This window comes from Citrobacter sp. C5_2 (assembly GCF_014596845.2).
GTDB classification, from domain to species: domain Bacteria; phylum Pseudomonadota; class Gammaproteobacteria; order Enterobacterales; family Enterobacteriaceae; genus Citrobacter; species Citrobacter werkmanii.
Genome location: NZ_CP115032.1, coordinates 78,949 through 103,567 on the forward strand (window position 1 = coordinate 78,949; position 24,619 = coordinate 103,567).

18 protein-coding genes, 10 pseudogenes and 1 other annotated feature are annotated in these 24,619 nt (G+C 49.2%); of the genes and pseudogenes, 16 read left to right on the forward strand and 12 right to left on the reverse strand.

From position 1 onward, the window contains the following. The first annotated feature begins 84 nt into the window (after positions 1 to 84). Entirely contained in the window at positions 85 to 501 is a 417-nt protein-coding gene (locus ICA20_RS00400; RefSeq protein ID WP_000275180.1) for a helix-turn-helix domain-containing protein, read from the forward strand. Positions 502 to 510: 9 nt separating this feature from the next. Here ICA20_RS00400 and ICA20_RS00405 read toward each other — a convergent pair. Both ICA20_RS00405 and ICA20_RS00410 read right to left on the reverse strand, forming a co-directional pair. Next, positions 511 to 1,674 (reverse strand): annotated as a pseudogene (locus tag ICA20_RS00405) (IS4-like element ISVsa5 family transposase); the annotation flags it as partial. A gap of 14 nt (positions 1,675 to 1,688) precedes the next feature. Continuing rightward, positions 1,689 to 2,386 (reverse strand): IS1 family transposase gene (locus tag ICA20_RS00410; protein ID WP_151884388.1). Its coding sequence is split into 2 segments (ribosomal slippage): positions 1,689 to 2,137 and positions 2,137 to 2,386, totalling 699 coding nucleotides; the frame shifts between segments, so codons are not numbered across the junction. Between the two features lie 354 nt (positions 2,387 to 2,740). On the opposite strand from ICA20_RS00410, the gene ICA20_RS00415 reads away from it, so the two are divergent. Then, complete coding sequence (locus ICA20_RS00415) at positions 2,741 to 2,827, forward strand: transposase (protein WP_089627921.1); 87 nt, start codon at positions 2,741 to 2,743, stop codon at positions 2,825 to 2,827. A 195-nt stretch (positions 2,828 to 3,022) separates the two neighbouring features. On the opposite strand, the pseudogene ICA20_RS00420 reads toward ICA20_RS00415, so the two are convergent. Further along, positions 3,023 to 3,343: pseudogene (locus ICA20_RS00420) on the reverse strand (GTPase); the annotation flags it as partial. 83 nt (positions 3,344 to 3,426) lie between these two features. After that, positions 3,427 to 4,344, reverse strand: a complete 918-nt coding sequence (locus ICA20_RS00425) for a hypothetical protein (RefSeq protein WP_135113592.1) — start codon at positions 4,342 to 4,344, stop codon at positions 3,427 to 3,429. 1,096 nt (positions 4,345 to 5,440) lie between these two features. On the opposite strand from ICA20_RS00425, the pseudogene ICA20_RS00430 reads away from it, so the two are divergent. After that, a pseudogene (locus tag ICA20_RS00430) lies at positions 5,441 to 5,637 on the forward strand (hypothetical protein). Here the strand turns inward: ICA20_RS00430 and ICA20_RS00435 are convergent. After that, positions 5,543 to 6,145 (reverse strand): hypothetical protein, encoded by a 603-nt coding sequence (locus ICA20_RS00435; protein WP_149282298.1) that lies wholly within the window; start codon positions 6,143 to 6,145, stop codon positions 5,543 to 5,545. The pseudogene ICA20_RS00430 and the gene ICA20_RS00435 sit on opposite strands and share 95 nt — an antisense overlap. Positions 6,146 to 6,238: 93 nt before the next feature. Next, positions 6,239 to 6,445: an AlpA family phage regulatory protein gene (locus ICA20_RS00440; RefSeq protein ID WP_179957931.1), complete on the reverse strand. Its 207-nt coding sequence runs from the start codon at positions 6,443 to 6,445 to the stop codon at positions 6,239 to 6,241. Between the two features lie 724 nt (positions 6,446 to 7,169). Between ICA20_RS00440 and hha the strand changes: the two genes are divergently transcribed. From hha to ICA20_RS00465, 5 genes and pseudogenes are all read left to right on the forward strand, one after another. Next, complete coding sequence (hha, locus tag ICA20_RS00445) at positions 7,170 to 7,382, forward strand: hemolysin expression modulator Hha (RefSeq protein WP_087901481.1); 213 nt, start codon at positions 7,170 to 7,172, stop codon at positions 7,380 to 7,382. A 632-nt stretch (positions 7,383 to 8,014) separates the two neighbouring features. Further along, a complete protein-coding gene (locus ICA20_RS00450) occupies positions 8,015 to 8,584 on the forward strand; it encodes an inovirus Gp2 family protein (RefSeq protein WP_123001625.1) in 570 nt (189 codons plus the stop codon). Between the two features lie 259 nt (positions 8,585 to 8,843). Continuing rightward, positions 8,844 to 9,227, forward strand: a complete 384-nt coding sequence (locus ICA20_RS00455; protein WP_143361722.1) for a putative zinc ribbon protein — start codon at positions 8,844 to 8,846, stop codon at positions 9,225 to 9,227. Next, on the forward strand, positions 9,224 to 9,649 hold the full coding sequence (locus tag ICA20_RS00460; RefSeq protein WP_087901757.1) for a putative zinc ribbon protein: 426 nt from the start codon (positions 9,224 to 9,226) through the stop codon (positions 9,647 to 9,649). The genes ICA20_RS00455 and ICA20_RS00460 overlap by 4 nt, the downstream gene beginning before the upstream one ends. A gap of 652 nt (positions 9,650 to 10,301) precedes the next feature. Then, positions 10,302 to 10,397: pseudogene (locus tag ICA20_RS00465) on the forward strand (AlpA family transcriptional regulator); the annotation flags it as partial. Here ICA20_RS00465 and ICA20_RS00470 read toward each other — a convergent pair. From ICA20_RS00470 to ICA20_RS00485, 4 genes and pseudogenes are all read right to left on the reverse strand, one after another. Beyond that, positions 10,398 to 11,372: pseudogene (locus tag ICA20_RS00470) on the reverse strand (IS66 family transposase); the annotation flags it as partial. A gap of 24 nt (positions 11,373 to 11,396) precedes the next feature. Further along, positions 11,397 to 11,732 (reverse strand): annotated as a pseudogene (gene tnpB / locus ICA20_RS00475) (IS66 family insertion sequence element accessory protein TnpB); the annotation flags it as partial. Beyond that, positions 11,719 to 12,048: a hypothetical protein gene (locus tag ICA20_RS00480; RefSeq protein ID WP_040235205.1), complete on the reverse strand. Its 330-nt coding sequence runs from the start codon at positions 12,046 to 12,048 to the stop codon at positions 11,719 to 11,721. The pseudogene tnpB (ICA20_RS00475) and the gene ICA20_RS00480, both read right to left, overlap by 14 nt. A 106-nt stretch (positions 12,049 to 12,154) precedes the next feature. Next, positions 12,155 to 13,072 (reverse strand): LysR substrate-binding domain-containing protein, encoded by a 918-nt coding sequence (locus tag ICA20_RS00485; RefSeq protein WP_087901758.1) that lies wholly within the window; start codon positions 13,070 to 13,072, stop codon positions 12,155 to 12,157. Positions 13,073 to 13,207: 135 nt separating this feature from the next. On the opposite strand from ICA20_RS00485, the gene dcuC reads away from it, so the two are divergent. From dcuC to ICA20_RS00525, 8 genes and pseudogenes are all read left to right on the forward strand, one after another. Further along, the gene (dcuC, locus tag ICA20_RS00490) at positions 13,208 to 14,479 is read left to right on the forward strand and encodes a C4-dicarboxylate transporter DcuC (RefSeq protein ID WP_040235202.1); all 1,272 of its coding nucleotides are present in this window, start codon (positions 13,208 to 13,210) and stop codon (positions 14,477 to 14,479) included. Positions 14,480 to 14,491: 12 nt separating this feature from the next. Beyond that, positions 14,492 to 15,802, forward strand: a complete 1,311-nt coding sequence (locus ICA20_RS00495) for an amidohydrolase (protein ID WP_087901759.1) — start codon at positions 14,492 to 14,494, stop codon at positions 15,800 to 15,802. A gap of 499 nt (positions 15,803 to 16,301) precedes the next feature. Further along, entirely contained in the window at positions 16,302 to 16,727 is a 426-nt protein-coding gene (locus tag ICA20_RS00500; protein WP_038635492.1) for a transposase, read from the forward strand. Then, positions 16,724 to 17,074 carry an IS66 family insertion sequence element accessory protein TnpB gene (gene tnpB, locus ICA20_RS00505; protein ID WP_038635488.1) on the forward strand — a complete coding sequence of 117 codons (351 nt, stop codon included), beginning with the start codon at positions 16,724 to 16,726 and terminating at the stop codon, positions 17,072 to 17,074. The genes ICA20_RS00500 and tnpB (ICA20_RS00505) overlap by 4 nt, the downstream gene beginning before the upstream one ends. 30 nt (positions 17,075 to 17,104) lie before the next feature. Continuing rightward, positions 17,105 to 18,529 (forward strand): annotated as a pseudogene (locus tag ICA20_RS00510) (IS66 family transposase); the annotation flags it as partial. 230 nt (positions 18,530 to 18,759) lie between these two features. Continuing rightward, positions 18,760 to 19,498 (forward strand): annotated as a pseudogene (locus ICA20_RS00515) (IS3 family transposase); the annotation flags it as partial. Continuing rightward, positions 19,040 to 19,156, forward strand: a sequence feature (AL1L pseudoknot). (Overlaps the previous pseudogene by 117 nt.) Before the next feature lie 672 nt (positions 19,499 to 20,170). Then, positions 20,171 to 21,679, forward strand: a complete 1,509-nt coding sequence (gene ltrA / locus ICA20_RS00520; protein ID WP_038635474.1) for a group II intron reverse transcriptase/maturase — start codon at positions 20,171 to 20,173, stop codon at positions 21,677 to 21,679. 89 nt (positions 21,680 to 21,768) lie between these two features. Next, positions 21,769 to 22,242: pseudogene (locus tag ICA20_RS00525) on the forward strand (IS3 family transposase); the annotation flags it as partial. 40 nt (positions 22,243 to 22,282) lie between these two features. Here ICA20_RS00525 and ICA20_RS00530 read toward each other — a convergent pair. Continuing rightward, a pseudogene (locus ICA20_RS00530) lies at positions 22,283 to 23,865 on the reverse strand (conjugal transfer protein TrbC); the annotation flags it as partial. A 50-nt stretch (positions 23,866 to 23,915) separates the two neighbouring features. Continuing rightward, positions 23,916 to 24,401 (reverse strand): single-stranded DNA-binding protein, encoded by a 486-nt coding sequence (locus tag ICA20_RS00535; protein WP_000157061.1) that lies wholly within the window; start codon positions 24,399 to 24,401, stop codon positions 23,916 to 23,918. Positions 24,402 to 24,619 lie beyond the last annotated feature (218 nt).

Consider the following 24,619-nt stretch of genomic DNA (forward strand, 5'->3'; position numbering starts at 1 on the left):
AGATTTAAAATAACATACCGTCAGTATGTTTATGGTATCATGATGATGTGGTCGTGACAATCTTAAGAACATTTAGGTTATTTTATGTATATTGAACAGCATTCTCGCTATCAAAATAAAGCTAATAACATCCAATTAAGATATGATGATAAGCAGTTTCATACAACGGTTATCAAAGATGTTCTATTATGGATTGAACATAATTTAGATCAGTCTTTACTGCTTGATGATGTGGCGAATAAAGCGGGTTATACCAAGTGGTATTTTCAGCGGCTGTTCAAAAAAGTAACAGGGGTCACACTGGCTAGCTATATTCGTGCTCGTCGTTTGACGAAAGCGGCTGTTGAGTTGAGGTTGACGAAAAAAACTATCCTTGAGATCGCATTAAAATATCAATTTGATTCCCAACAATCTTTTACACGTCGATTTAAGTACATTTTTAAGGTTACACCAAGTTATTATCGGCGTAATAAATTATGGGAATTGGAGGCAATGCACTGAGAGATCCCCTCATAATTTCCCCAAAGCGTAACCATGTGTGAATAAATTTTGAGCTAGTAGGGTTGCAGCCACGAGTAAGTCTTCCCTTGTTATTGTGTAGCCAGAATGCCGCAAAACTTCCATGCCTAAGCGAACTGTTGAGAGTACGTTTCGATTTCTGACTGTGTTAGCCTGGAAGTGCTTGTCCCAACCTTGTTTCTGAGCATGAACGCCCGCAAGCCAACATGTTAGTTGAAGCATCAGGGCGATTAGCAGCATGATATCAAAACGCTCTGAGCTGCTCGTTCGGCTATGGCGTAGGCCTAGTCCGTAGGCAGGACTTTTCAAGTCTCGGAAGGTTTCTTCAATCTGCATTCGCTTCGAATAGATATTAACAAGTTGTTTGGGTGTTCGAATTTCAACAGGTAAGTTAGTTGCTAGAACCCATGGCTCCTTTGCCGACGCTGAGTAGATTTTAGGTGACGGGTGGTGACAATGAGTCCGTGTCGAGCGCTGATTTTTTCGGCCTTTAGAGCGAGATTTATACAATAGAATTTGGCATGAGATTGGATTGCTTTTAGTCAGCCTCTTATAGCCTAAAGTCTTTGAGTGACTAGATGACATATCATGTAAGTTGCTGATAGGTTTCCAGTTTTCCGCTCCTAGGTCTGCATATTGTACTTTTCCTCTTACTCGACTTAACCAGTACCAACCCAGCTTCTCAACGGATTTATACCATGGCACTTTAAAGCCAGCATCACTGACAATGAGCGGTGTGGTGTTACTCGGTAGAATGCTCGCAAGGTCGGCTAGAAATTGGTCATGAGCTTTCTTTGAACATTGCTCTGAAAGCGGGAACGCTTTCTCATAAAGAGTAACAGAACGACCGTGTAGTGCGACTGAAGCTCGCAATACCATAAGTCGTTTTTGCTCACGAATATCAGACCAGTCAACAAGTACAATGGGCATCGTATTGCCCGAACAGATAAAGCTAGCATGCCAACGGTATACAGCGAGTCGCTCTTTGTGGAGGTGACGATTACCTAACAATCGGTCGATTCGTTTGATGTTATGTTTTGTTCTCGCTTTGGTTGGCAGGTTACGGCCAAGTTCGGTAAGAGTGAGAGTTTTACAGTCAAGTAATGCGTGGCAAGCCAACGTTAAGCTGTTGAGTCGTTTTAAGTGTAATTCGGGGTAATGACTCCAACTTACTGATAGTGTTTTATGTTCAGATAATGCCCGATGACCTTGTCATGCAGCTCCACCGATTTTGAGAACGACAGTGACTTCCGTCCCAGCCTTGCCAGATGTTGTCTCAGATTCAGGTTATGCCGCTCAATTCGCTGAGTGTAACGCTTGCTGATTACGTGCAGCTTTCCCTTCAGGCGGGATTCATACAGCGGCCAGCCATCCGTCATCCATACCACGACCTCAAAGGCCGACAGCAGGCTTAGAAGACGCTCCAGTGTGGCCAGAGTGCGTTCACCGAATACGTGCGCAACAACCGTCTTCCGGAGCCTGTCATACGCGTAAAACAGCCAGCGCTGGCGCGATTTAGCCCCGACGTATCCCCACTGTTCGTCCATTTCCGCGCAGACGATGACGTCACTGCCCGGCTGTATGCGCGAGGTTACCGACTGCGGCCTGAGTTTTTTAAATGGCGGAAAATCGTGTTGAGGCCAACGCCCATAATGCGGGCGGTTGCCCGGCATCCAACGCCATTCATGGCCATATCAATGATTTTCTGGTGCGTACCGGGTTGAGAAGCGGTGTAAGTGAACTGCAGTTGCCATGTTTTACGGCAGTGAGAGCAGAGATAGCGCTGATGTCCGGCGGTGCTTTTGCCGTTACGCACCACCCCGTCAGTAGCTGAACAGGAGGGACAGCTGATAGAAACAGAAGCCACTGGAGCACCTCAAAAACACCATCATACACTAAATCAGTAAGTTGGCAGCATCACCCATGCAGAGCATGCTTTATCTATGTCCGCTCCTGGCTCGAAGCGGACCGTCGGAAGACCTGCAAGGTCTGCTATGAGCGAACAGCAGAAGTTCGCAACTGTTTACTCGAAGGAGAGTGTAGTATTAACATTACCGCGTATTTATGAATGGGTAAGCGTAAACTGACCGCCGTATGTAGCCATTAAGCCAGTATTGGTAACGTAGGTGCCCACCTTTTCAAACTAGTGGGCACCTGTTATGGAACAAAAACATTATCCGCAGAACCCCGCAGATCATTTTCAAATGAGTTTAAACTTCAAATGGTTAAACTGGCTTTGCAACCAGGAGCCTCTGTTGCCCGTATTGCCCGGGGACACGATATCAATGATAACCTCCTGTTCAAATAGCTCAGACTCTGGCAGAACGAAGGGCGTATATCGCAGCGTCTTCCGGTAACAACCTCTTCTGGCGTTGGCGTTGAATTATTACCTGTAGAGATAACGCCTGATGAGCCGAAAGAACCGATGGCGACTCTTCCCTCGCTTTTATCCACTCCTTCACAGAGCACAGCCAGTGCAAGTTCATGTAAAATGGAGTTCCGTCAGGGCTTCATACTCTGCATCCCTGTCCCGGCTCTCGCCCACCCCGGGCAGGTCAGTGATAACCATGCTGTGACCATGGCCACTCAGACGGAAGCGCTGCACTTCCCGGGTGCCGGCGTGAACATCACTGACCGGGGTGACCTCCCCCTGAAACAGCGCATTACAGAGTGAGGATTTACCGGCCCCGCTTTTACCCATAATGCCAGGCACGGGTTCGTGACTGGTGAGTTTGCGCAGATGTTCCAGGATGTGACGGGAAAGTGAGTAAGGCAGGGAAGAAAGTGGTTTTTCAATTGCCTCAATGGCATCAGACGGATTCATACATGTATTCCCGGTGAAAAAAGACAAAACCCCGCACACCGGAAAGGTGGCGGGGGATTCACGGAGATAATATATGTCTGAAATTATCTGGAATGTCGGTACCTTTTATACTCTTCAACAATCAGGTCATGCAGCATTTCGCCGGTACTGAGTCTTCTGGCCCTCGATAATTCTTTGAGCTGCGCCCTGGTTTCTGCGTCAAGAAAAAACTGTACATTGACTTTATCTTCCTGCATTTTTTTGTACTTGCGCTGTGCCTTGGCCTTATTGAAACTGTTCCTGAAATTTTTTATATCGTCAGGTGAGGTGAGTGGACAGGTAACCCATATGTCAAATGAAAGGTGAATTGCGTGGTAAATATCAGCAGAACCAGGAAAACTGGCCAGTTTTTCCAGTGCAATATTTTTTCCCTTCAAATAATTCCATGTCCATATGCATTCATGTTCGTTCTCCGGGAGGAGGTAACTGAAAGGACTCTTTGATTTAAATGCCCGCATCCATCTGTCTTTGGTCTGGATTATCCACTCATCCCGCAAATTCTTATCAGAAAGAATATCGAGAACTCTGAGTATTTGTCTGAACTGTGTCGATGAGTCCGACGGGAAGGCATTCCCTTCCAGATACTCTTCTTTAAGATACAGTTTATTCTTTTGAAGCAAGTCTGCGCTTATTTTTGCCCTGTTATTCTGGATAAACTGCATCAACAGATACCAGGAAAATAAGCATGCGCGTTCACTGCCCGCGATCCAGGATATTTTTTCCAGGGGGACCAGGAAGGCTAGGGCCTTCAGACGCATACCAGAAATTATTTGTTCAAGTTCAAAATCTGAAAGTGTGATGTTCAGATTTTCTCTGTTTTTTTTTATGTAAGCGATAAAACGTTCCGGGGGATCATAAACATTAAGGGGTAGTACGGAGATATTACGCTCTCCAAGATAATAAGAGTAATACGCATTTGTTCTTTCATTCATAACCTTATCCGACAAAATTTTCTGAACCATCCTCTTTCTCCGTCTGCTTAAAAATTAAACATAATAAGGTGATAATAACATGATAAAAAGAAGTTTATAATGGTATATTAAGGTGGTCAATAAAAAGGCAATCTGCGCGCTGTACAGTCATTCTGACAGGAAATGCAGGAGGAAGGGAAGGTAACCGGCTTCGTTATGCTGACAGGAATACCTGTTATCATGGAAGTGCACTCATGTGGCCGACGTAGCTTAAGAGGATGGAAGAGTGGAGACTGCAGACAGGGGGTATTGAAAGGTAAACATGTTTCGCCCGCCAGCTGCACCGGGGGCCAGCATCACTTTTTTACGTTGTAACCCGGTATGCATTCCGGCTTTGATGATTACAGTCAGAGGGCAGCAGACTGACGTTATTTAACCGGACAGAAAAATTATGGACACTGAAATATCGTCTGTTAATACCTCGTTTGTCGGTGTGGTATTCCCTGTATTACCGGCGTCACCGATAAAGAGAGTTATAAACGCCAGAAAGGTACCTCCTTTATGCCGGGGAACACTTACGGAAAATGAAGTCTGAAAAGGAGCACTATGAAAAGAGACGTGTCCCGTAAATATAACGAATCATCGCAGGATATGCATTATCAGGTGATACCAGAGGGCATTAAACTGTCGTCACGGATAAGAATATACAACATTTCTGATAACAAAACATCATAACGTGTTTCAGATATGTTCCGGCATCAGTCTGACGGATATTATTTCCCGGGAAAACAAACCTGCTACTGTGACGGTTAACTGTATCTGCATAAATTATTTATGATGAAAGAACAGTATTACGGATTCAAATATCATCCTGTTTGCATTCAGGCGGACATTCCCGGATGCCGGAAAGAATATCCTGCAGGCTGAGTGAGTCTCTTCCACAGTGCCGGGATCGCTGTCGCCACGTACATATTGTCACCAGGATGGGTATGTACCGCAGCATGCCATTTCTGGTGAATAACCGCACCTGCACATTCAGTCTGCTGAGAACCTGGCGTGCATCGGGCTGTAAAGAACATCCCTATCCGTGGCTACTCTGGTGGTGTTGCCTGCTCAGCAATGACAGGATGCCCTTAAGACGCCCGTCATGGCTCAGTATGATGACGACGAACACGCTCTGCAGGTGAGCATGGGGGCCGGGAGCATCATCATTTCCGTATTTTGTCACACCTTCCGGAAGCAACCGGCATCAGTTGCGGTTATCGTCAACCGTTGTGCGGTATGCCAGGAGCACGTACTGATCCATCAGATCCGTCAGTGCTGCGCTCTGCCTCTGACGGTTGATGATCCATTCCTCCAGCTCTTTTTCTGATTTCCGTTTCAGGTTCTCTTTCCAGTCTTCAGGGCTGTTTCCGGTCATTAAATCAAGCCAGCAAAGCCAGACCAGTTTGAGGCGCAGTTCCGTGCCACCAAACTGACGGAAGAGGCTGATCAGTTTATTTGCCAGAAAACGCTGCCTCAGACGTTCACATTCAGACAGTAGAATGCCTTCCAGCATCGGATGATGAACCAGCAGATGTTCACTGGTGCATAAGTTCACCACCAGATCATCATCCAGGGGCGGCGTGGCCCGTTTGTCAGAGCCATAAATCAGCCTGTACAGACTCTGGGGCACGATGGCAATCTCCGGTTTTTCACCATTGAATGACACCCACCCGGGCGTCAGATTATGGAAGTAGTGGATATTCGGATGACACACGCCCCAGGATACGGCGTGCCGGGTGAAGCCGGTCAGCCATTTCTGGTAGCTTTCGTGGAGCAGCTCGTAACGGGTCTGATACTGTGGTTTCATTTTTATATTCCTCACGGGGGATAACAGGCAGCAGAGCGCCGCCGGCAGGCCGGAGATTGCGTCTGCTGCGGGTGAACGGATAACGGTCAGAAATTACGGACGGGACTGTGCAATACGCGCCTGCAGCCAGGTTTCCACTTCACTTTTCAGCCAGCGGGAACTGCGGCCCAGTTTGATGGGGGCAGGAAAGGCACCATCCCTGATGAGTTTGTAAAACCATTTATCGGTCAGGCCGGTCAGTTGAGTGATAAATGCCATGTCGACCATCTGGTCATCCATCAGTGAAACTGGGGTATTCATGAAAATGTTCCTCCGGATGTTGTTAATCTCAACCGGCGTTGGTGATGAAAACAACGCACCACCTTCCCCGGCATAACAACCGGGGAAAAACGTAAAAAATAATCGGGAATGTGACCGTCAGGAGATAAACGGGGGGATTGCGGTGGCTGAGCCGTACCGGTACGTCGGGTGATTGTTGCGAAACGATGCTTCCGCACGCGCACGCGATAAAGGAGGGAGGACTTTCGTGAGACAAGGGGAAAACTGGCGTTCTGATAATTGCAGAGTTGTTTTTGAAGGCGGTTGTGGTGCATCAGCCTGTGACCTGTGGGCAGGCGACAGGTATCACTGGTGGGATAAGACTGTCTGATTGGTATTATAAATATATAAGAGAGATCAAACACATGAGATCAAATACATGAGTTCATATATGTGAAATAAACACTGCGAGTACGATCAGTGGGCATGAGAATGCAGTAGCAACAGATTGCGTTGTACCCACAGGGTTATCTCTGATAGCTGGCGTATAACCTGCGTATATAAAACGTACCTGCAACACATGTGAACAGAGTGCATTAAGCATCCGTCTGAGCGGTAAACGTATCCGACCTGGTGAGTGACAGTCTGAGAGACCGGTTAAGTGGTGGCACGGGAGTAATGAGTTTGGGGAGGGCACCAGAATGCCAGGTTGGTGCGGTATGCTGACAGCATCCTGTTAACCGCAGCATAAAGTAATGAGAGGCTAATGGAAGTTAAAACCAAAGAAGACTGGCTGTATCAGCTCCGTCGTTGTTCATCCCGGGAGACACTGGAAAAAGTGATTTCCCACACACGTTATAAACTTACCCCTGCGGAGCTGGAAGCCTTCAACTCTGCGGTCGATCACCGGCTGGCAGAACTGACAATGAACAAGCTTTACGATCGCGTGCCGGCTTCAGTCTGGAAATATGTCATCTGAGCGTTCGGTAATCACAACGGCATCGCGCCAGGTGTTATCCGCTTTGTGATTCTTATTGGCTCTTCTCAGGTTATTAAAAGCTGAATATGTTCCTGTTGTCGGGAACCAGGATAATGTCGGGAACGTTAAGCTGTATAACGACAACAAAGAATTCGAAATCAAAAGGGAATGGTGTACGGAGGTGTGGACGGTAATGGGCCGATTTTCGGGCATTACCGACCTCTGCTGAGGTTTTCTCGTATTTCTGGGGATCCGGTGAGTTACTGTCACTGTCTGGCACAGCAAGCGCAGAGGCGGCGGGGCGCTTTGCTCCGCTGATTCCGGATAATTCCTCCCCTGTAACCTACCGCAACAGTACAAATACACTGACGCCTGAAACGACAGCCAGAATCAGCACAAGCCACAATCCCTGCACACCGTTTTGCGTATCACCATAACGCCTCCTCACAGCCTTACCCGTAACCGGTTTTTTACATTAAAAAAACAACGCCGGGAATTCAATCGTCAGTCCGGAGACGACAGTCGGGTTATCACAGAGTGCCTGAGACAGTGTCCTGCCGGAGGTCACCTCAGGGACTCTGCACATTTTTTACAGCGTGGCTATTCCGTATGAACCATACGGAGATTTAACCATGACCTACAAATACAACCCCTTCTGGCAGCAACGTATTCGTGAGACGGTGCGGCACGCACTGAATGTTCATCCCCGCCTGACGGCATTGCGGGTTGACCTGCGTCTCCCGGATGTACCGGCAGCAACGGACGCAGCTGTGATATCCCGCTTCATCAATGCCCTGAAAGCCCGAATCGACGCTTACCAGAAACGTAAGCATCGGGAAGGTAAACGCGTGCATCCCACAACCCTGCATTACGTCTGGGCCCGGGAGTTTGGGGAGTGCAAAGGTAAAAAACACTATCACCTGCTGCTGCTGGTCAACCGGGATACCTGGTGTCGTGCCGGTGATTACCGCGCTCCGGGGTCACTGGCCGGGATGATTAAACAGGCCTGGTGCAGTGCCCTGGGAGTGGATGCCGGACGTTATGACACGCTGGCACATTTTCCGGCCTGGCCGGCGGTGTGGCTGGAACGCGACGATGATGCTGGTTTACGGGATATGCTGAAGCGTGCTGACTATCTCGCGAAAGAGTACACCAAAGTCAACGGCACCGGTGAGCGCAATTTTGGCTGTAGCCGGAGTTGAGCACGACTGGCGCGCCAATATCCGGCAAACCAAAAGTATGGGTTGTTGTCTGGCAGCAACGATGTATCCACTCGCCCACTGACTGTTTTTTACGTCAGTGTTCCATTGTGTGACAACCACAGTGCTGTAACAGCAACCAGCCTGCTTTACCCAAACTCCAGTCCAGATTTTAACTGAACCGCCATTCACACCCTGACCACGCTGCCCGTACCGGGACGGCTGTTGCCTGCGTGTCGTCTGGCGGCTAAGGAATATGACTATGTACGCAAAATCCTTTATCGCTCTTGATGGCAACGGACGGCTGACGGGCGCCCGTACTGCACAGGACGCACCTTATGCTAACTACACCTGCCACTTGTGTGGCAGTGCACTCAGATACCATCCGCAATACGACACTGAACTTCCCTGGTTTGAACACACTGACGACAGGCTGACAGAGCACGGTCAACAGTGCCCTTATGTCAGGCCGGAGCGCAGAGAAATACAGTTGATTAAACGTCTGCAGCAATTCGTACCGGATGCCTTACCCGTGGTGCGTAAAGCCAGCTGGCACTGCAGACAATGTCGCCACGATTATTTTGGGGAACGCTATTGTACACACTGTCATACAGGGCGCTTCAGTGAGGAGACAGTAACAGGATGAACGGTCTAAAAACGGGGCTGGGGATCACGCCGGGTGAGCACATTATCAGTGCGGCCTCAGCCCTTAGTAGAAATATCAGGCATTGTTTCTGCCTTTCCTGTCGTGGTCGGTTGATTTTGCAGACAGATGCTCAGGGGGCGTGGTTTGAGCATGATTTACATGCCCTGAGCGAGCAACAGAAGGCGGAGTGTGTGGTGCTGAATCCGGAAAAGTCTCACCCTTACATTGAGGATATGGCGATGTTTTTATCGCCATTACCGACCGTGCTGGAGTGGCATTGTGTGATGTGCGGGCAGTTTTTTCATGGGAAGAAGTTCTGTGAGGCCTGTGGTACGGGGATTTATTGCAGAGCGGTATGTACGAAGTCTGTTTACAGCTACCAGCCCGACTTGTTTCTGGACTGCGGAGGTGCGAGTACTTAATCCAAAATTTCCGCTCTGCGCAGGGCGTTCAGAGGTATCGCAACCTGCATTTTATCCGGTGTTTCGCACCAACCCCGTTCGTGACATCACGGTGCGACACCGGATGTCCACCAGCCCTGCTGGCTTACCTGAATAAAACCCGGGAGATTGATTGTGAGTGGTGGGACGAAGTCGCACGGTGGTGTCAATCAACCACACGGGGCGTCGTCTCAGCCTTTGCCTGCCTCAGGAGGGTGAAACCCGGGGGCTGCATTGATTAATATCCTGCTCGATCTGATGAGCGGTACTTCTGAGCTTCTCCCGATACACCGGAATATAACGGTCAGAGAGGCATATTTCGATGCCCCTGTTCTGGATCAGTTGATGATGGATGCCATAGCCAATGTAAGCGCTTTGTGTCACTGGACGAAGCGCGCAGCACCAGAAGCCCCCGGGATGTGGCACGGGGTTCATTGGTGACCTGACAGCGAAGATATACTCAAAGAGCATTCAGTGATTTCGCCTGCGATCGTCGTGAGGTGTGCGATCCGGAAGCCCATTACCTCGCAGGTAATCCCGGGTATCCCGTAGCAGGCCAGCTCTGAAAGCACCGTTCAGCAGATTCCCCCGCATTCGCACAACCTTCATAAATCTCACAGAGGACATTCTGACCATGTTGGCCACAACAAGCCACGACAGCGTATTGCTGCGTGCCAACGCCCTACTGATCGACATGAACTACATCACCAGTTTCACTGGCATAACTGACATGGGCCCAGCATCCGGCCAGCGTGATCTCCGGCACTTTGTTTGCCAGAGTCCGGTAAGCTTTATGTCCGTCAACAACCAGTGTCCCGACCCAGCTCTGAAGCCAGTTTTCAGGATACTCATGGCTACGTCCGGTCCGGCAGTCGAAGCACACAACTGACGGTCCTGTCCTTTCTCCACTGACGTATGCCCACAGATAACAGGAGCAGGATTTACCGCCTTTCTTCGTGTTCAGGATCTTCAGGGTAGTCTCATCTGCATGCACCACCTGACGGCTTATCAACTCGCGATGGAGTAACGCCGCCAGGGGGGATAATGTGGCTCCCGACGCGCCAACCATATCAGCCATCGAACTGACGGGCAGCCCGACATCTGAACGGGCAAAGATCTGTTGCTGGCGATACAGAGGCAGGTGGTCACTGTATTTATTGATGATCACCTGTGCGATGACTGCCGGCTCAACGGCACTTTTCGGGAGGATATGTGCCGGCATTTCACCGCTAAACACCTTCAGGCAACAGGGACAACTGTATTGCGGACGGACATAACGGTTCACCACGAAGTGAGCGGGAATATACTCCAGCTTTTCACTCACCGCATCACGGATATAGTGCAGCAGCTCGTCACATTCAGGGCAATGGTCAGTGTCCGGCTGGATAATTTTTTCCACCCGTGGAAGATGGACCGGTAAGGGTTTGCGTATCGGGCATGAACGGGGCGCTTTTTCGTCTTCTTCAGGGGATTGCGGGAGCAGTTTATCCAGATGTGCGGTGAGCGCGGCGATATCGGCATCAACATCCTCTTCGAACAGGGAGCGTTGCATACCAGCCAGCGTCTCACATTTTTTACCGAAGCGCTGTTGACGAACCAGTTTCAGCATTTCTTCCAGAAGCTGGATGCGCCGGCTTTTCTCCAGTAATTCCCGCTCTTTTTCGGCATTCTCCGACATGACTTTTTGCACCATGGCAAGTGCCATAGCACGCAGTTCAGCTTCATTCAGCCAGACCCATTTCGTCAGGTCATGTCCCTTAACTTGCTGCCAGGCAACACCGGCAATAAGCCAATTAAACTCGTCGGGAGTGAGGTGCTAGGCAACGTCATTTGTACGTGGCCAGCGGAAGCTGCCTTTATGCAGACGACGGGTACACAACCACACCTCGTGTTTATCCCAGCGCAGAACTTTGATACGCGAACGGGCTTTGTTAACAAAGACGAAGGCGGCTCCCTCATGCCATGTCGACCTGAGTGCATCCTGTATATACTGCGTCAGTGTGTCGATGCCCCGGCGCATATCAGCAGGTTTAATCGCGATGAAGACATTATCAGGACTGAGCACATTTGAGCGCCCTGAAGACATCGGTAAGTTGTGACGGCTGACAGCACATCCGTACTCCGCCGGGGAGGAAGAGCGTGACTGGCTCATTCGTGACGGGCTGTGATACATCAGCATGCAGTGGTGGCGCAATATGAACGGGAAGAACGGTCGGTTCATTTGCCCGGCGTTCAGCTTTTGCGACATCCTGCGGCCATTCGCGAAGTGATGTGAAGGGAATATCGTTGAGTTCACAGTATTGCTGGCGTGTAAGACCACTGGCACGCCATGCAGCAACGTGATGTTTTTTCTGGTCAAGCGTCCATCGCATCCTAGTCATTGTTTACTCTCCACCAAAGGAAGTTGTACGAATACCGGAATGCTAATGGACTGAAAATTCTGTGAAGATGACTTCCCCGTAACAGCACCATCATTCCGTGTATTGCTCATCCATTCCAGTCATATCGTTGTATCTCTTGTTGAAAATATTCAATCATTATTTGTGCTGGTGCCGTCATTAGCCTTTTTCGTGGATAAATAAGCCCGTACTGGCTAACGGGTAGTTGATACTTAACAGGAATTGAACACAATATTTCTTTGAATCTTGCTTCCTGTAACCTTGCTCTGGAGAGAACCGTTATATAGTCATCATAGAGAACAAGATTCATAATACAAACTACCGAATCGGTAAATATTGGAGCATATGGTTCATCAGGATGTCCAAAGGGAATAAGACGGGATATATAATGATAGTATCCCATTTGAGTTTCCGGGAATACCCATCTTGCAGTTGCAAGTTCATCAATTGATGTACAGTTCCTTAAAGGATGGTGTTTTCTTGCCACTATAGTGAACGGTGCGTTAAACAATTCAACCGCAATAAAATCTCCAACTGGCATGTCTTTTGTTAATGTACCCATTGCAAAATCCAGAACACCTTCTCTCAGGTAAGGGATAAGGGAAGACAACTGTCCCTCTCTTATCATCACACGCGTTTTCGGATATTTCATCCGGAAGTTATCAAGTACATTATTCAGTATTGTTACGCCAAACAGCGAAGAAATTCCAAAAGCTACTTTTCCTGTGTTATCTATATTTACTTTCGCAACTTCAAGAGCTGCAGTTTCAACCTCTTCAAGAATCATACGTGAATGGATCGAGAATATCTTTCCAGCTTCTGTTAAAACGATACCATCCCTTGTTCGAATCAGAAGGTTACATCCTAATACATTCTCCAATTCTTTTATCGTTCTGCTTAATGCTGGCTGAGATATATTCATTTTACGGGCGGCAGATCTTAAACTTCCGCACAGGACTATTTCATTAAAAAATTTAATTTGTTGAAGTTTAGGCATATGTTTCATTTTTTCGCCTGATAATTTTCTGTTATCACCTCCATCATAATAGTATCCCCGGTTAATTGTTTTTTTTGTTCATGATCAATATTTGAGCAAATCACATAAAGTAAAGATTATCTATCTTTGAAGGAGGTGGATCTCATGTTTAACGTGATAACTGGATGTGTGATTCTGATAATCACAGTTGTGCTTTTGATAAAAAGATACGACACACGAACGACACTAATTGGTGCAGGTCTTCTGCTATGTATAGTTGCCATGTCACCTTTAAACGCATTTTCGGCATTTGCAAGCAGAATGACTGAGTCCGGCCTTATTCAGGCTATTTGTACCAGTATGGGCTTTGCCTGTGTTATGAAATTCACTGGTTGTGATACATGCCTGGTTCATTTTCTAACGAAAGGATTATCTCGTCTTGGTATCTTTCTTATTCCTGCTGCGGTTACCGTCAGTTTTATTATTTGCATCGCGATTCCATCTGCTGCTGGCGCATCAGCTGCTGTTGGTGCAACGTTGATACCATTACTTATTTCAGCACGTATTCATCCTGCAATAGCCGGGGCAGCTATCCTTTCAGGAACTATAGGTGCTTACCTCAATCCCGGTGTTGCACATAATGCATTTATATCTAAAATATCACAAACACCATTAATGGAATTCGTTGTATTCCATACTCCGACTACGATAACATGTGGTGTAATATGTGCTGTTATTCTTACAGTTGTTGCTATTGTAAGAAAAGAAACAAAATGTGATTCTGCAGGAAACATATCAGAACAAACACAGGTTGAGTTCACTGACCGTGGTATCTGTTTTTATCTGAAATCTGTAGCACCATTTCTTCCCATAGCATTACTTATGCTGGCTGAATTTGGTTTTCTTGGAGAGACTAAAATAACCGTTCCAGCCGCAATGATTCTCGGTTGTCTTTATGCCCTGATTGTCAGTAAATCCAATCCCAAAGAATTAGTTTCCAGCTTCTTTGAGGGTATGGGGACATCATATGCAAATATTCTTGGGATCATAATTGCCGCAGCTGTTTTCATTGAAGGTTTAAAATCTGTTGGTATCATTGATGTGTTTATCAGATTTCTTATTGACTCACCAGAATTTGCCCGCTGGGGCGGTACATTGGGGCCATTCCTGATGGGACTTATAACCGGAACAGGGGATGCGACTGCATTCGCATTCAATGAAGTTGTCACACCACATGCGAACAATTTTGGTTACGATACAAATACTCTGGGTGCTGCAGTTATGCTGGCTTCTGCGCTGGGGAGAAACATGTCTCCGTTGGCTGGTGCAACTATTATCTGTGCCGGTCTGGCTGGAGTTAATCCAGTTGAAATTGCAAAACGCACTGCCCCCGGAATGATTGTGACGGTATTGTTTATTGCATTATTATTCCTTTAACAGGAGGCGTATATGTCTGAACTGAATCAGTTACAAAAATGGCGGAGAGAATTTCACCATATTCCGGAAAGTGGGTGGTGCGAATTTATCACAACGTCAAAGATAATTACTATTCTGCGTGGTATGGGATGGCAGGTTATTACGGGGAATAAATACCTGTCAATAGAATATATTATGGGCCGTAATGCAACTGAAGTTGCAGATAGTATAAAACGTGCAGTTGATTCAGGCGTTCCCCATGAATTGCTGGATGAAATGGATGGCTTTACAGGGTGTGTTGCTTTATGGGATACAGGAAAAAATGGAGCTGTCACTGCGTTTCGTTTTGACATTGATTGTGTACAGGTAAGTGAATCAAAATCGAAAGATCATATTCCTGAAAAAATGGGATTTGCATCCATACACTCTGGCTTAATGCATGCATGTGGACATGATGGTCATATATCGATTGGTTTAGGATTGGCACAATGGGTATCTGAAAATAACCATAAGTTATGCGGGAAAATTAAGCTAATTTTTCAGGCTGCAGAAGAAGGCGTTCGCGGTGCAAAACCTATTGCAGAAGGTGGTATTCTTGATGACTGCGACTACTTCCTTTCTGCACATATTGGTATGGGAGTTCCTACAGGAAATGTTGTCGCTTCACCTACAGATTTGTTGTGTACGACAAAAATGGATTTCTTTTTCTATGGTACTCCGGCACATGCTGGTGTAAATCCTCACCTGGGAAATAATGCACTGGCAGCAGCTTGTCACTGTGCAACGCAATTACTTGCCATCCCACGCCATGGTGAAGGTATGTCCCGGATAAATATTGGCACTCTAAACGCAGGTGAAGGAAGGAACATAATCCCGTCTTTTGCAAGGATGCAGCTTGAAGTTCGTGGAGAAACGGAAACAATAAATCAATACATGCGTGAACATGCTCTAAAAATAGCACAAGGTATTTCTTCCATATTTGGTTTACGTTTTGAGTACAAAGTGGTTGGTGAAGCAACGGATTTACATAATGACCCTTTACTTGTCAATCTGATACACTATATAGCACAAGAAGATATGAACATGTCTTTGACAGATAAATCATTTGGGGGCAGTGAAGATGCAACGATCCTTATTCGCCGTGTACAGAAGAGAGGAGGAAAAGCTGCATATATAATACTTGGCAGTGATTTAAAAGCAGGTCATCACGAAGTTGATTTTGATTTTGATGAAAATGTGCTGGATACAGGTGTTGAACTGTTTTCGTTATGTCTGGAGAGATTGAACTCTCCCGGACTAAATAAAATTACAGGGAACGGAAAACTGGAATCTGAATTGTATTGATTGCTGACAGGTACCCTGTCAATCACTCCTGATTTCTTCCTTTAAACACAGTCTCCATTAACCAATAAAGAGACAATGGAGACTGTTATATTCCCAAAAGAGAAAATGGGATTGTAGCGAATTTTAACCAAATAGATAAACACGGCTCAGCATATACTGGTGATATGGGAGTAGGATGATTGTGAAATTGTCCTATCCCAATTTACAGAATGAGGGATTATATACAGATAAAAAAGCCTCATACTCATCACATACTGTTTGTAAACGTAAAGCCAGTGCCGTCTGTAACACCTGATCCTTGCAGCTCTAAATTAGAGCTCCTTCTAAATTAGACGGAGTTCTATTGATGGATAAATCTACAGACTGGCGCACTGGGACCCGCCGGATATTTTCTAATGAATTTAAGCTTCATATGTAAGCGTAAACTGACCGCCGTATGTAGCCATCAGACGAGAATTGGTAACTTAGACGCCCATCTGATATAGACGGACATCTAAGTATGGAATTACAGGACTGGCGAAAAGAACCTCGTAAAAACTATTCGAATGAATTCAAACTTCGTATGGTGGAACTGGCATCACAACCTGGAGCTTGTGTTGCACAGATTGCACGTGAAAATGGCGTCAATGATAATGTTATTTTCAAATGGCTCAGGCTCTGGCAGAACGAAGGGCGTGTTTCGCGGCATCTTCCGGTAACGACCTCTTCTGACACTGGCGTTGAATTATTACCTGTAGAAATAACGCCGGATGAGCAGAAAGAACCTGTGGCGGCCATTGCGCCGTCTTTATCCACTTCCACTCAGACCAGAGTCAGTGCCAGTTCCTGCAAGGTGGAATTCCGTCACGGTAACATGACGCTGGAAAATCCATCGCCAGAGCTGCTCACGGTGTTGATCCGTGAACTGACCGGGAGGGGAAGATGATCTCACTCCCATCAGGTACCCGTATCTGGCTCGTTGCCGGCGTTACCGATATGCGTAAATCCTTCAACGGACTGGGAGAACAGGTACAACATGTGCTGAATGATAATCCCTTCTCCGGTCACCTGTTTATCTTCCGTGGCCGACGGAGTGACACCGTCAAAATTCTTTGGGCTGATGCTGATGGTCTGTGCCTGTTCACCAAACGCCTGGAGGAAGGCCAGTTTATCTGGCCTGCGGTACGTGACGGCAAGGTATCCATTACCCGCTCGCAACTGGCAATGCTCCTCGATAAGCTGGACTGGCGTCAGCCAAAAACATCCCGCCTTAACTCACTGACAATGTTGTAAAAAACTCCTGACCGCATTATAAAAACGGTCATGAGTCAGAAATACCTCATTCGCATTGCAGAACTGGAAAGGTTGCTCTCTGAGCAGGCTGAAGCCCTCCGTCAGAAAGACCAGCAACTGAGTCTGGTTGAAGAGACGGAGGCCTTCCTGCGCTCTGCGCTGGCCCGCGCCGAAGAAAAGATCGAAGAAGATTAGCGGGAAATAGAGCATCTGCGGGCCCAGGTGGAAAAACTGCGCCGGATGCTGTTCGGTACCCGTTCTGAAAAACTGCAGCGTGAAGTTGAACAGGCTGAGGCCCAACTGAAACAACGCGAACAGGAAAGCGATCGTTACAGTGGGCGTGAGGATGACCCGCAGGTTCCCCGCCAGTTGCGACAGTCACGTCATCGTCGTCCGTTACCAGCACATCTTCCCCGTGAAATACACCGCCTGGAGCCTGAAGAAAGTTGTTGCCCGGAGTGTGGCAGTGAGCTGGATTATCTGGGTGAAGTCAGTGCTGAGCAGCTGGAACTGGTGAGCAGCGCCCTGAAAGTGATCCGCACAGAACGGGTAAAAAAAGCCTGTACAAAATGTGACTGTATAGTTGAAGCGCCAGCGCCGTCCCGCCCGATAGAGCGCGGCATCGCGGGCTCCGGATTACTTGCCCGCGTGTTAACGGGAAAATACTGCGAACACCTGCCACTGTATCGTCAGAGTGAAATCTTTGCCCGCCAGGGCGTCGAACTGAGCCGTGCATTATTCTCCAACTGGGTTGACGCGTGCTGCCAGTTAATGACGCCGCTGAATGATGTCCTGTACCGTTACGTGATGAACACCCGCAAGGTTCACACTGACGACACACCGGTAAAGGTACTGGCACCGGGCAGGAAGAAGGAGAAAACAGGATATATCTGGACGTATGTCCGGGATGACAGGAATGCCGGTTCGCCAGAGCCTCCGGCGGTCTGGTTCGCCTACTCACCGGATCATCAGGGTAAACATCCGGAGCAGCACCTTCGTCCCTTCCGGGGTATCCTGCAGGCAGATGCGTTTAATGGTTACGATCGGCTGTTCAGTGCCGAACGTGAAGGCGGCGCGTTGACGGAAGCAGGATGCTGGGCTCATGCGCGACGCAAAATCCACGATGTATATATCAGTACTAAAAGCGCGACGGCGGAAGAAGCACTGAAACTAATCGGTGAACTGTACGCCATCGAGCACGATATACGCGGGTTACCGGTGTCTGAACGCCTGGCGGTCAGGCAAATGCAGAGTAGACCGCTCCTGACTTCCCTGTATAAGCTGATGCAGGAGAAAGAACACACGTTATCGAAAAAATGCCGTCTGAGAGATGCGTTCCGGTATATCAGGAAGCACTGGGCTGCGTTGTGCAACTTCTGTGATGATGGCCTGGCTGAGGTAGATAATAATGCAGCAGAAAGAGCGCTTCGTGCAGTCTGTCTCGGGAAGAAAAATTCTTATGACCTTTGTCAAATATTGAGCCCAAAAAGACCTTACGCAGCTCCGGGAGCTTCGTTATATCGCGGATTAAAGAACCTGAAACAGTCAGACTGTATCTTGGATTTTACAAACTCTTATTCGGGGATTTTAGCCCCATGACGATTTACGCAGTGAGCTGGCCTCTTTCTATATGAACCGCCCCGGAAATCCTGGAGACTAAACTCCCTGAGAAAGAGGTAAACAGGATGACTAAAAATACTCGTTTTTCCCCGAAGTCCGTCATAGGGCGATTCGTATGGTTCTGGAAAGTCAGGGCGAATATGACTCACAGTGGGCGGCAATTTGTTCCATTGCTCCAAAGATTGGCTGTACGCCGGAGACTCTGCGTGTCTGGGTTCGCCAGCATGAGCGGGATACCGGGGGCGGTGATGGAGGGCTCACCACCGCTGAACGTCAGCGTCTGAAAGAGCTGGAGCGTGAAAATCGTGAACTGCGCCGCAGTAACGATATTCTTCGCCAGGCTTCCGCTTATTTTGCGAAGGCGGAGTTCGACCGCCTCTGGAAAAAATGATGCCACTGCTGGATAAGCTGCGTGAGCAGTACGGGGTCGGACCGGTATGCAGCGAACTGCATATTGCCCCGTCAACGTATTACCATTGTCAGCAACAGCGACATCATCCGGATAAACGCAGTGCCCGTGCGCAGCACGATGACTGGCTGAAGAGAGAGATACAGCGCGTATACGATGAAAATCATCAGGTGTACGGTGTGCGTAAAGTCTGGCGTCAGTTGTTACGGGAAGGAATCAGGGTGGCCAGATGTACAGTGGCGCGCCTCATGGCGGTTATGGGACTTGCCGGTGTTCTCCGGGGTAAAAAGGTCCGCACTACCGTCAGCCGGAAAACCGTTGCCACAGGTGACCGCGTAAACCGTCAGTTCGTGGCAGAACGTCCTGACCAGCTGTGGGTGGCTGATTTTACTTACGGTGTGCCCGGAGTTCAGGGCGGGCATGGATGCTTAAATGAACCGCGAGTCTGTCTGGAATATTGAGCCGGTAACTCACGATGAGAAACCCAACAATCCCACCGGGTGTGACGGTGGAGAACCTGAGCGGCAGTGACCTGCGGCATGCCCGCAGGGTGATGTAACCCGCTGACAACGGGGATTGAGGCGAGATCACTAAGCCGAGATGATCCTCAAGGTTAAGTACTGAAAGGCTGAAGAACATGAACCCGTTAATCCGCCTCTGTGGGTTGAAAACGTCACCACGGCCTACGTGATCTGACAGGCCGTGCAGGAGGAACTGGCAGTGATACGTAAGCACTGCCGGTCGAAGGTGTTTTGACATGTATGCGAAACACCGGGGCAGCAGCGTCTATCACGCTTGCGTTGCTGACTTCTGCCAACTTGCGGCAAGCAAGGATAAAGAGTGCGACGGGCAGCCTCCTCAGTATGCCTGAGTCCAGGCAGGTAAACCGGGGAAGGTCAGCGACGGATGTTAAGGGGGCATGGCTCCGATGACGCGCTGGCTGGCGGAGCTTCCGTAGTAGTCCGCGATGGGGAAAGCCCATTACATGGCGAAGGGAAGCAGTTTGAATGTGTTTGCGACGTGAATTAACTGACCTAACGAGGTGAAGACCTTTGATAATCAGCGAAATGCAACGCAAGCTTGCCACATGGGCAGTCACCGATCCGTCCCTACGGATTCAACGGCTGCTGCGTCTGATAACACAACCAGAATGGCTGGCTGAAGCGGCGCGGATCACGCTTTCATCAAAGGGGGCCCATACCCCCGGCGTTGATGGCGTGAACAAAACAATGCTACAGGCCAGACTGGCTGTTGAGCTGCAAATCCTCAGGGATGAATTACTCTCAGGCCACTACCAGCCCTTGCCCGCCAGACGGGTTTACATCCCTAAAAGCAACGGCAAACTGCGACCACTGGGTATCCCCGCGTTGCGGGATCGTATTGTTCAGCGGGCCATGCTGATGGCGATGGAGCCGATATGGGAGAGTGATTTTCATACGCTCTCATATGGCTTCCGGCCTGAGCGCAGTGTCCACCACGCTATCCGCACGGTGAAATTACAGCTCACAGACTGTGGTGAAACCCGGGGACGCTGGGTGATTGAAGGCGACCTGTCCAGTTACTTCGACACCGTACATCATCGACTGCTGATGAAGGCTGTACGCCGCAGGATCAGTGACGCACGTTTCATGACTCTGCTGTGGAAAACCATCAAGGCGGGACATATCGATGTCGGTCTCTTTCGGGCGGCCAGTGAAGGTGTGCCACAGGGCGGTGTTATATCGCCGCTATTATCGAACATCATGCTGAATGAGTTCGATCAATACCTGCATGAGCGCTACCTGAGCGGGAAAGCCAGAAAAGATCGGTGGTACTGGAATAACAGTATCCAACGGGGCCGAAGTACGGCGGTCAGAGAAAACTGGCAGTGGAAACCCGCGGTGGCGTACTGCCGCTATGCCGATGATTTTGTCCTCATCGTCAAAGGCACCAAAGCACAGGCGGAAGCCATCAGGGAGGAGTGTCGGGGTGTGCTCGAAGGCAGTCTGAAACTCAGGCTGAACATGGATAAGACTAAAATCACCCATGTTAATGACGGCTTTATCTTTCTGGGGCACAGGATCATTCGCAAACGCAGTCGTTATGGCGAGATGCGAGTGGTCTCAACGATCCCGCAGGAGAAAGCCAGAAACTTCGCCGCATCGCTGACAGCACTGTTATCAGGCAACTACAGTGAAAGCAAAGTCGATATGGCTGAACAACTCAACCGAAAAATGAAAGGCTGGGCCATGTTCTATCAGTTCGTTGATTTTAAGGCCAAAGTCTTCAGTTATATCGACCGTGTCGTGTTCTGGAAGCTGGCTCACTGGCTGGCCCGCAAATACCGTACAGGTATCGCTTCCCTGATGAGGTGGTGGTGTAAATCACCGAAACCGGGTCAGAGCAAAACGTGGGTTTTATTTGGTAAAACCAATCACGGCAAGCTCAGCGGCGAAATACTGTACCGGTTGGTGGGGCAAGGCAAGAAGCTGTTCCGCTGGCGGCTACCCGAAGGTAATCCCTATCTGAGGACGGAGACCAGAAACACGTATACATCGCGCTTTACAGAAGTGGCAATGGCGTTCGCCAGCATTTAAATGGAGAGCCGGATGCGCTGAAAGGTGCACGTCCGGTTCGGGGAGGAGAGGCAGGGAAATAGTCCGACTACGCCCTGCCTCTTACTCTACTCAGCACATGGCAGGGCTTCGTCTATGTGGCGTTTATCATTGATGTGTTTGCCGGATACATCGTGGGGTGGCGGGTCTCATCGTCTATGGAAACGACATTCGTGCTGGATGCGCTGGAGCAGGCGTTGTGGGCCCGTCGTCCGTCTGGCACCATCCATCACAGCGATAAAGGCTCTCAGTATGTGTCACTGGCCTATACGGAGCGACTAAAAGAAGCCGGATTACTGGCATCAACAGGGAGTACAGGCGACTCGTATGACAACGCGATGGCTGAGAGCATCAATGGTCTTTACAAAGCGGAGGTAATACACCGTAAAAGCTGGAAAAACCGTGCAGAAGTGGAACTGGCCACACTCACGTGGGTGGACTGGTATAACAATCGACGATTGCTGGGAAGGCTGGGCCATACTCCTCCGGCAGAAGCAGAAAAAGCTTATTATGCTTCCATCGGAAACAATGATCTGGCAGCCTGAGTTCACAGATAAAACACTCTCCAGGAAACCCGGGGCGGTTCAGGCCATCCTTTCTCTTCAGCGTATCCATCCGGGCGTGAGCTTCCTGACCGGCTGCACGACGCAGGATGTTCATGGTTTTCTCATCACTGACGATTTTCCCGCTGATCTTGACGCCGGCATTCTGCATCAGGGTGGAAACGCTGTTCCCCCTGCGGTCCCTTCCATACGTTCCGCATCCTGTGCTGCCATCAGCAGGGCAAAGTAGAGAGAGCGTACCTGCGTTGCCATTGCGGTGATTCGCTCTGTGTAGTAAGCACCAATCTCATCAAGATAGTTGATATAAGGAAACGTCGTTGCGTACTTTTTGACTTCGAGTGCCTCTTCATCCGTCCCGCCAATCCGGTGACCCAGGTCACGGGCGAGGATCATGCTCTGCTGCGTCACCATGATTTTCCCCAGCGCGGATGCGGTATGCGAGGACAGCTCAAGAGCCGGGATCATTGTGATGAGGATACGGTCACTGTGAATACTGTCTCGCAGGTCAATATCACCCGCATCCTGGGCAAAAATGTGGCCGTAGGTTTCGGTAAAGGTGGAGTATGTTTCCGAGAACTGACCGGTCAGGTAGCCGTGCTGTTTGCGCGGTTCTTCGGTCCACATGGCCGGTGTCCTGACATGTGCCATGTCGAAGCCGGGCAGCTTCTGCAGATATTTTTTCAGGGGGGAAAGCGCCTCTTCCGGCCAGCGGGTATCGACGCCGGTCACGTAAAGCGCGGCCATCTTTTCCAGAGGCATGTATTCGCGCAGCAGCTGCATTGACATGCACCTTTTTTCTGCGACGCACAGGTATTTAACACCCGACACCAGAGCCTTGTTCATTGCGATGGCGCGGGACTGCCATTCGCCCCCCTGAACGTTCTGGGGCAGCATCGACTGAAGCGTTTCGGTGACCAGTGTCTCCGTGGCGTAGACAAAGGGATTGAAGGAGTTGGATTCCGGCAGGGATTTGTCGCCGGCATGGAGCAGTTCACTGCGGGAGCGTCCGCCGGTCATATAGTTGATGAACTCCACATCATCTTCACGACCGAAGCGCAGGGCCAGATACCAGATGGTCCTCGCCGTGTCGTTCTGTGCCTTGCCGTCCATCATGGTGAAGCCCCGGGCATGGCAGAGTGAGTTCAGCATCAGGGAGAACAGTGTTTCTGTCTTACCGCCCCCTGTCGTGGAGAAGAACATGATGTGCCGGACCAGGTCCGCCTGGGATAACCAGAGCTCGCGACCGACATCACTGCCACGTTGTGTGCCGAGGAAGAATACTCCCCGTGCTTTACCCGGCCTGATGCGTGTGTAATTCCACGCACCAAGAAAGCGGGCTGTCTCCTCACGGTCTTCGCTGGGGTCGTTACACTTCAGCGTGGCGGGCATTCTCATGGGACAGCGCCAGCGGTGGTTGTTGAAGATGACGCCTGTAAAGAGCATGCCCAGGATACTGAGCGGGGTCAGTAACGGCAGAAAGAGCGGGAGTATCATCATTGCCATGATGGCAGGGCCAAAGAAGTCGGGATTCTGCAGCAGCGAGGTGACGGGGGAGTGCCACGCGCTGCGGCGTATAAACTGCTCGTTGACTTTGTGTTGCATGATTGAATTTCTGGATGAAAATGCAGGAAGCAGGGGACTGAGGAGGCCGAACGTTAGAACGGGATACTGTCGTCATCGTCGCTGAAACTGCCGGACATGGCGGTATTGCCCGGAGATGGCGAATTACCTGAAAACTGTCTGCCCTGTTGTGGTTGTTGAGGCTGTCCCCGGCCACCCTGTGCACTATTCTGCCGGGAGCCCAGCATCTGCATGGTACCGCCGGTATGCACCACCACTTCAGTCGTGTAGCGTTCCTGGCCGGTCTGGTCGGTCCATTTTCGGGTACGCAGCTGACCATCGATGTACACCTGAGCTCCTTTGCGCAGGTATTCACTGGCTACTTCCGCCAGTTTGCCGAACAGCACCACGCGGTGCCATTCGGTTTGTTCCCGCATCTCCCCTGTCTGTTTGTCCCGCCAGGTTTCGGAGGTGGCCAGCGCAATGCTGGCCACAGCGCCGCCGTTTGGCATATAGCGAATATCCGGGTCCTGACCCAGATACCCTATCAGAATAACTTTGTTAATACCTTTAGAGGCCATAAGTTAACTCCAGTATTTGAATTTCTACCTTCGCCCGGTGGATAATTATTGGTTCTGGTTGACATAACGGTAAATATCCATAAGTGTGGGCTTGCGGAATAAATAGTTTGGTTAAAGATAAGGTGGTTTAATACTGCTGAGTATTTTATAGGAGATATGATGTTGTTTTATAAACAAACTAAAAAACATGAAGTTTAATTGATAGGGGGCAATGAAAT

Coding starts and splice junctions, on each gene's coding strand:
- ICA20_RS00400 (WP_000275180.1), top strand. CDS start 85: ATGTATATTGAACAGCATTCTCGCTATCAAAATAAAGCTAATAACATC.
- ICA20_RS00415 (WP_089627921.1), top strand. CDS start 2,741: ATGGTTAAACTGGCTTTGCAACCAGGAGCCTCTGTTGCCCGTATTGCC.
- ICA20_RS00425 (WP_135113592.1), bottom strand. CDS start 4,344: ATGGTTCAGAAAATTTTGTCGGATAAGGTTATGAATGAAAGAACAAAT.
- ICA20_RS00435 (WP_149282298.1), bottom strand. CDS start 6,145: ATGAAACCACAGTATCAGACCCGTTACGAGCTGCTCCACGAAAGCTAC.
- ICA20_RS00440 (WP_179957931.1), bottom strand. CDS start 6,445: ATGAATACCCCAGTTTCACTGATGGATGACCAGATGGTCGACATGGCA.
- hha (WP_087901481.1), top strand. CDS start 7,170: ATGGAAGTTAAAACCAAAGAAGACTGGCTGTATCAGCTCCGTCGTTGT.
- ICA20_RS00450 (WP_123001625.1), top strand. CDS start 8,015: ATGACCTACAAATACAACCCCTTCTGGCAGCAACGTATTCGTGAGACG.
- ICA20_RS00455 (WP_143361722.1), top strand. CDS start 8,844: ATGTACGCAAAATCCTTTATCGCTCTTGATGGCAACGGACGGCTGACG.
- ICA20_RS00460 (WP_087901757.1), top strand. CDS start 9,224: ATGAACGGTCTAAAAACGGGGCTGGGGATCACGCCGGGTGAGCACATT.
- ICA20_RS00480 (WP_040235205.1), bottom strand. CDS start 12,048: ATGACTAGGATGCGATGGACGCTTGACCAGAAAAAACATCACGTTGCT.
- ICA20_RS00485 (WP_087901758.1), bottom strand. CDS start 13,072: ATGAAACATATGCCTAAACTTCAACAAATTAAATTTTTTAATGAAATA.
- dcuC (WP_040235202.1), top strand. CDS start 13,208: ATGTTTAACGTGATAACTGGATGTGTGATTCTGATAATCACAGTTGTG.
- ICA20_RS00495 (WP_087901759.1), top strand. CDS start 14,492: ATGTCTGAACTGAATCAGTTACAAAAATGGCGGAGAGAATTTCACCAT.
- ICA20_RS00500 (WP_038635492.1), top strand. CDS start 16,302: ATGGAATTACAGGACTGGCGAAAAGAACCTCGTAAAAACTATTCGAAT.
- tnpB (WP_038635488.1), top strand. CDS start 16,724: ATGATCTCACTCCCATCAGGTACCCGTATCTGGCTCGTTGCCGGCGTT.
- ltrA (WP_038635474.1), top strand. CDS start 20,171: ATGCAACGCAAGCTTGCCACATGGGCAGTCACCGATCCGTCCCTACGG.
- ICA20_RS00535 (WP_000157061.1), bottom strand. CDS start 24,401: ATGGCCTCTAAAGGTATTAACAAAGTTATTCTGATAGGGTATCTGGGT.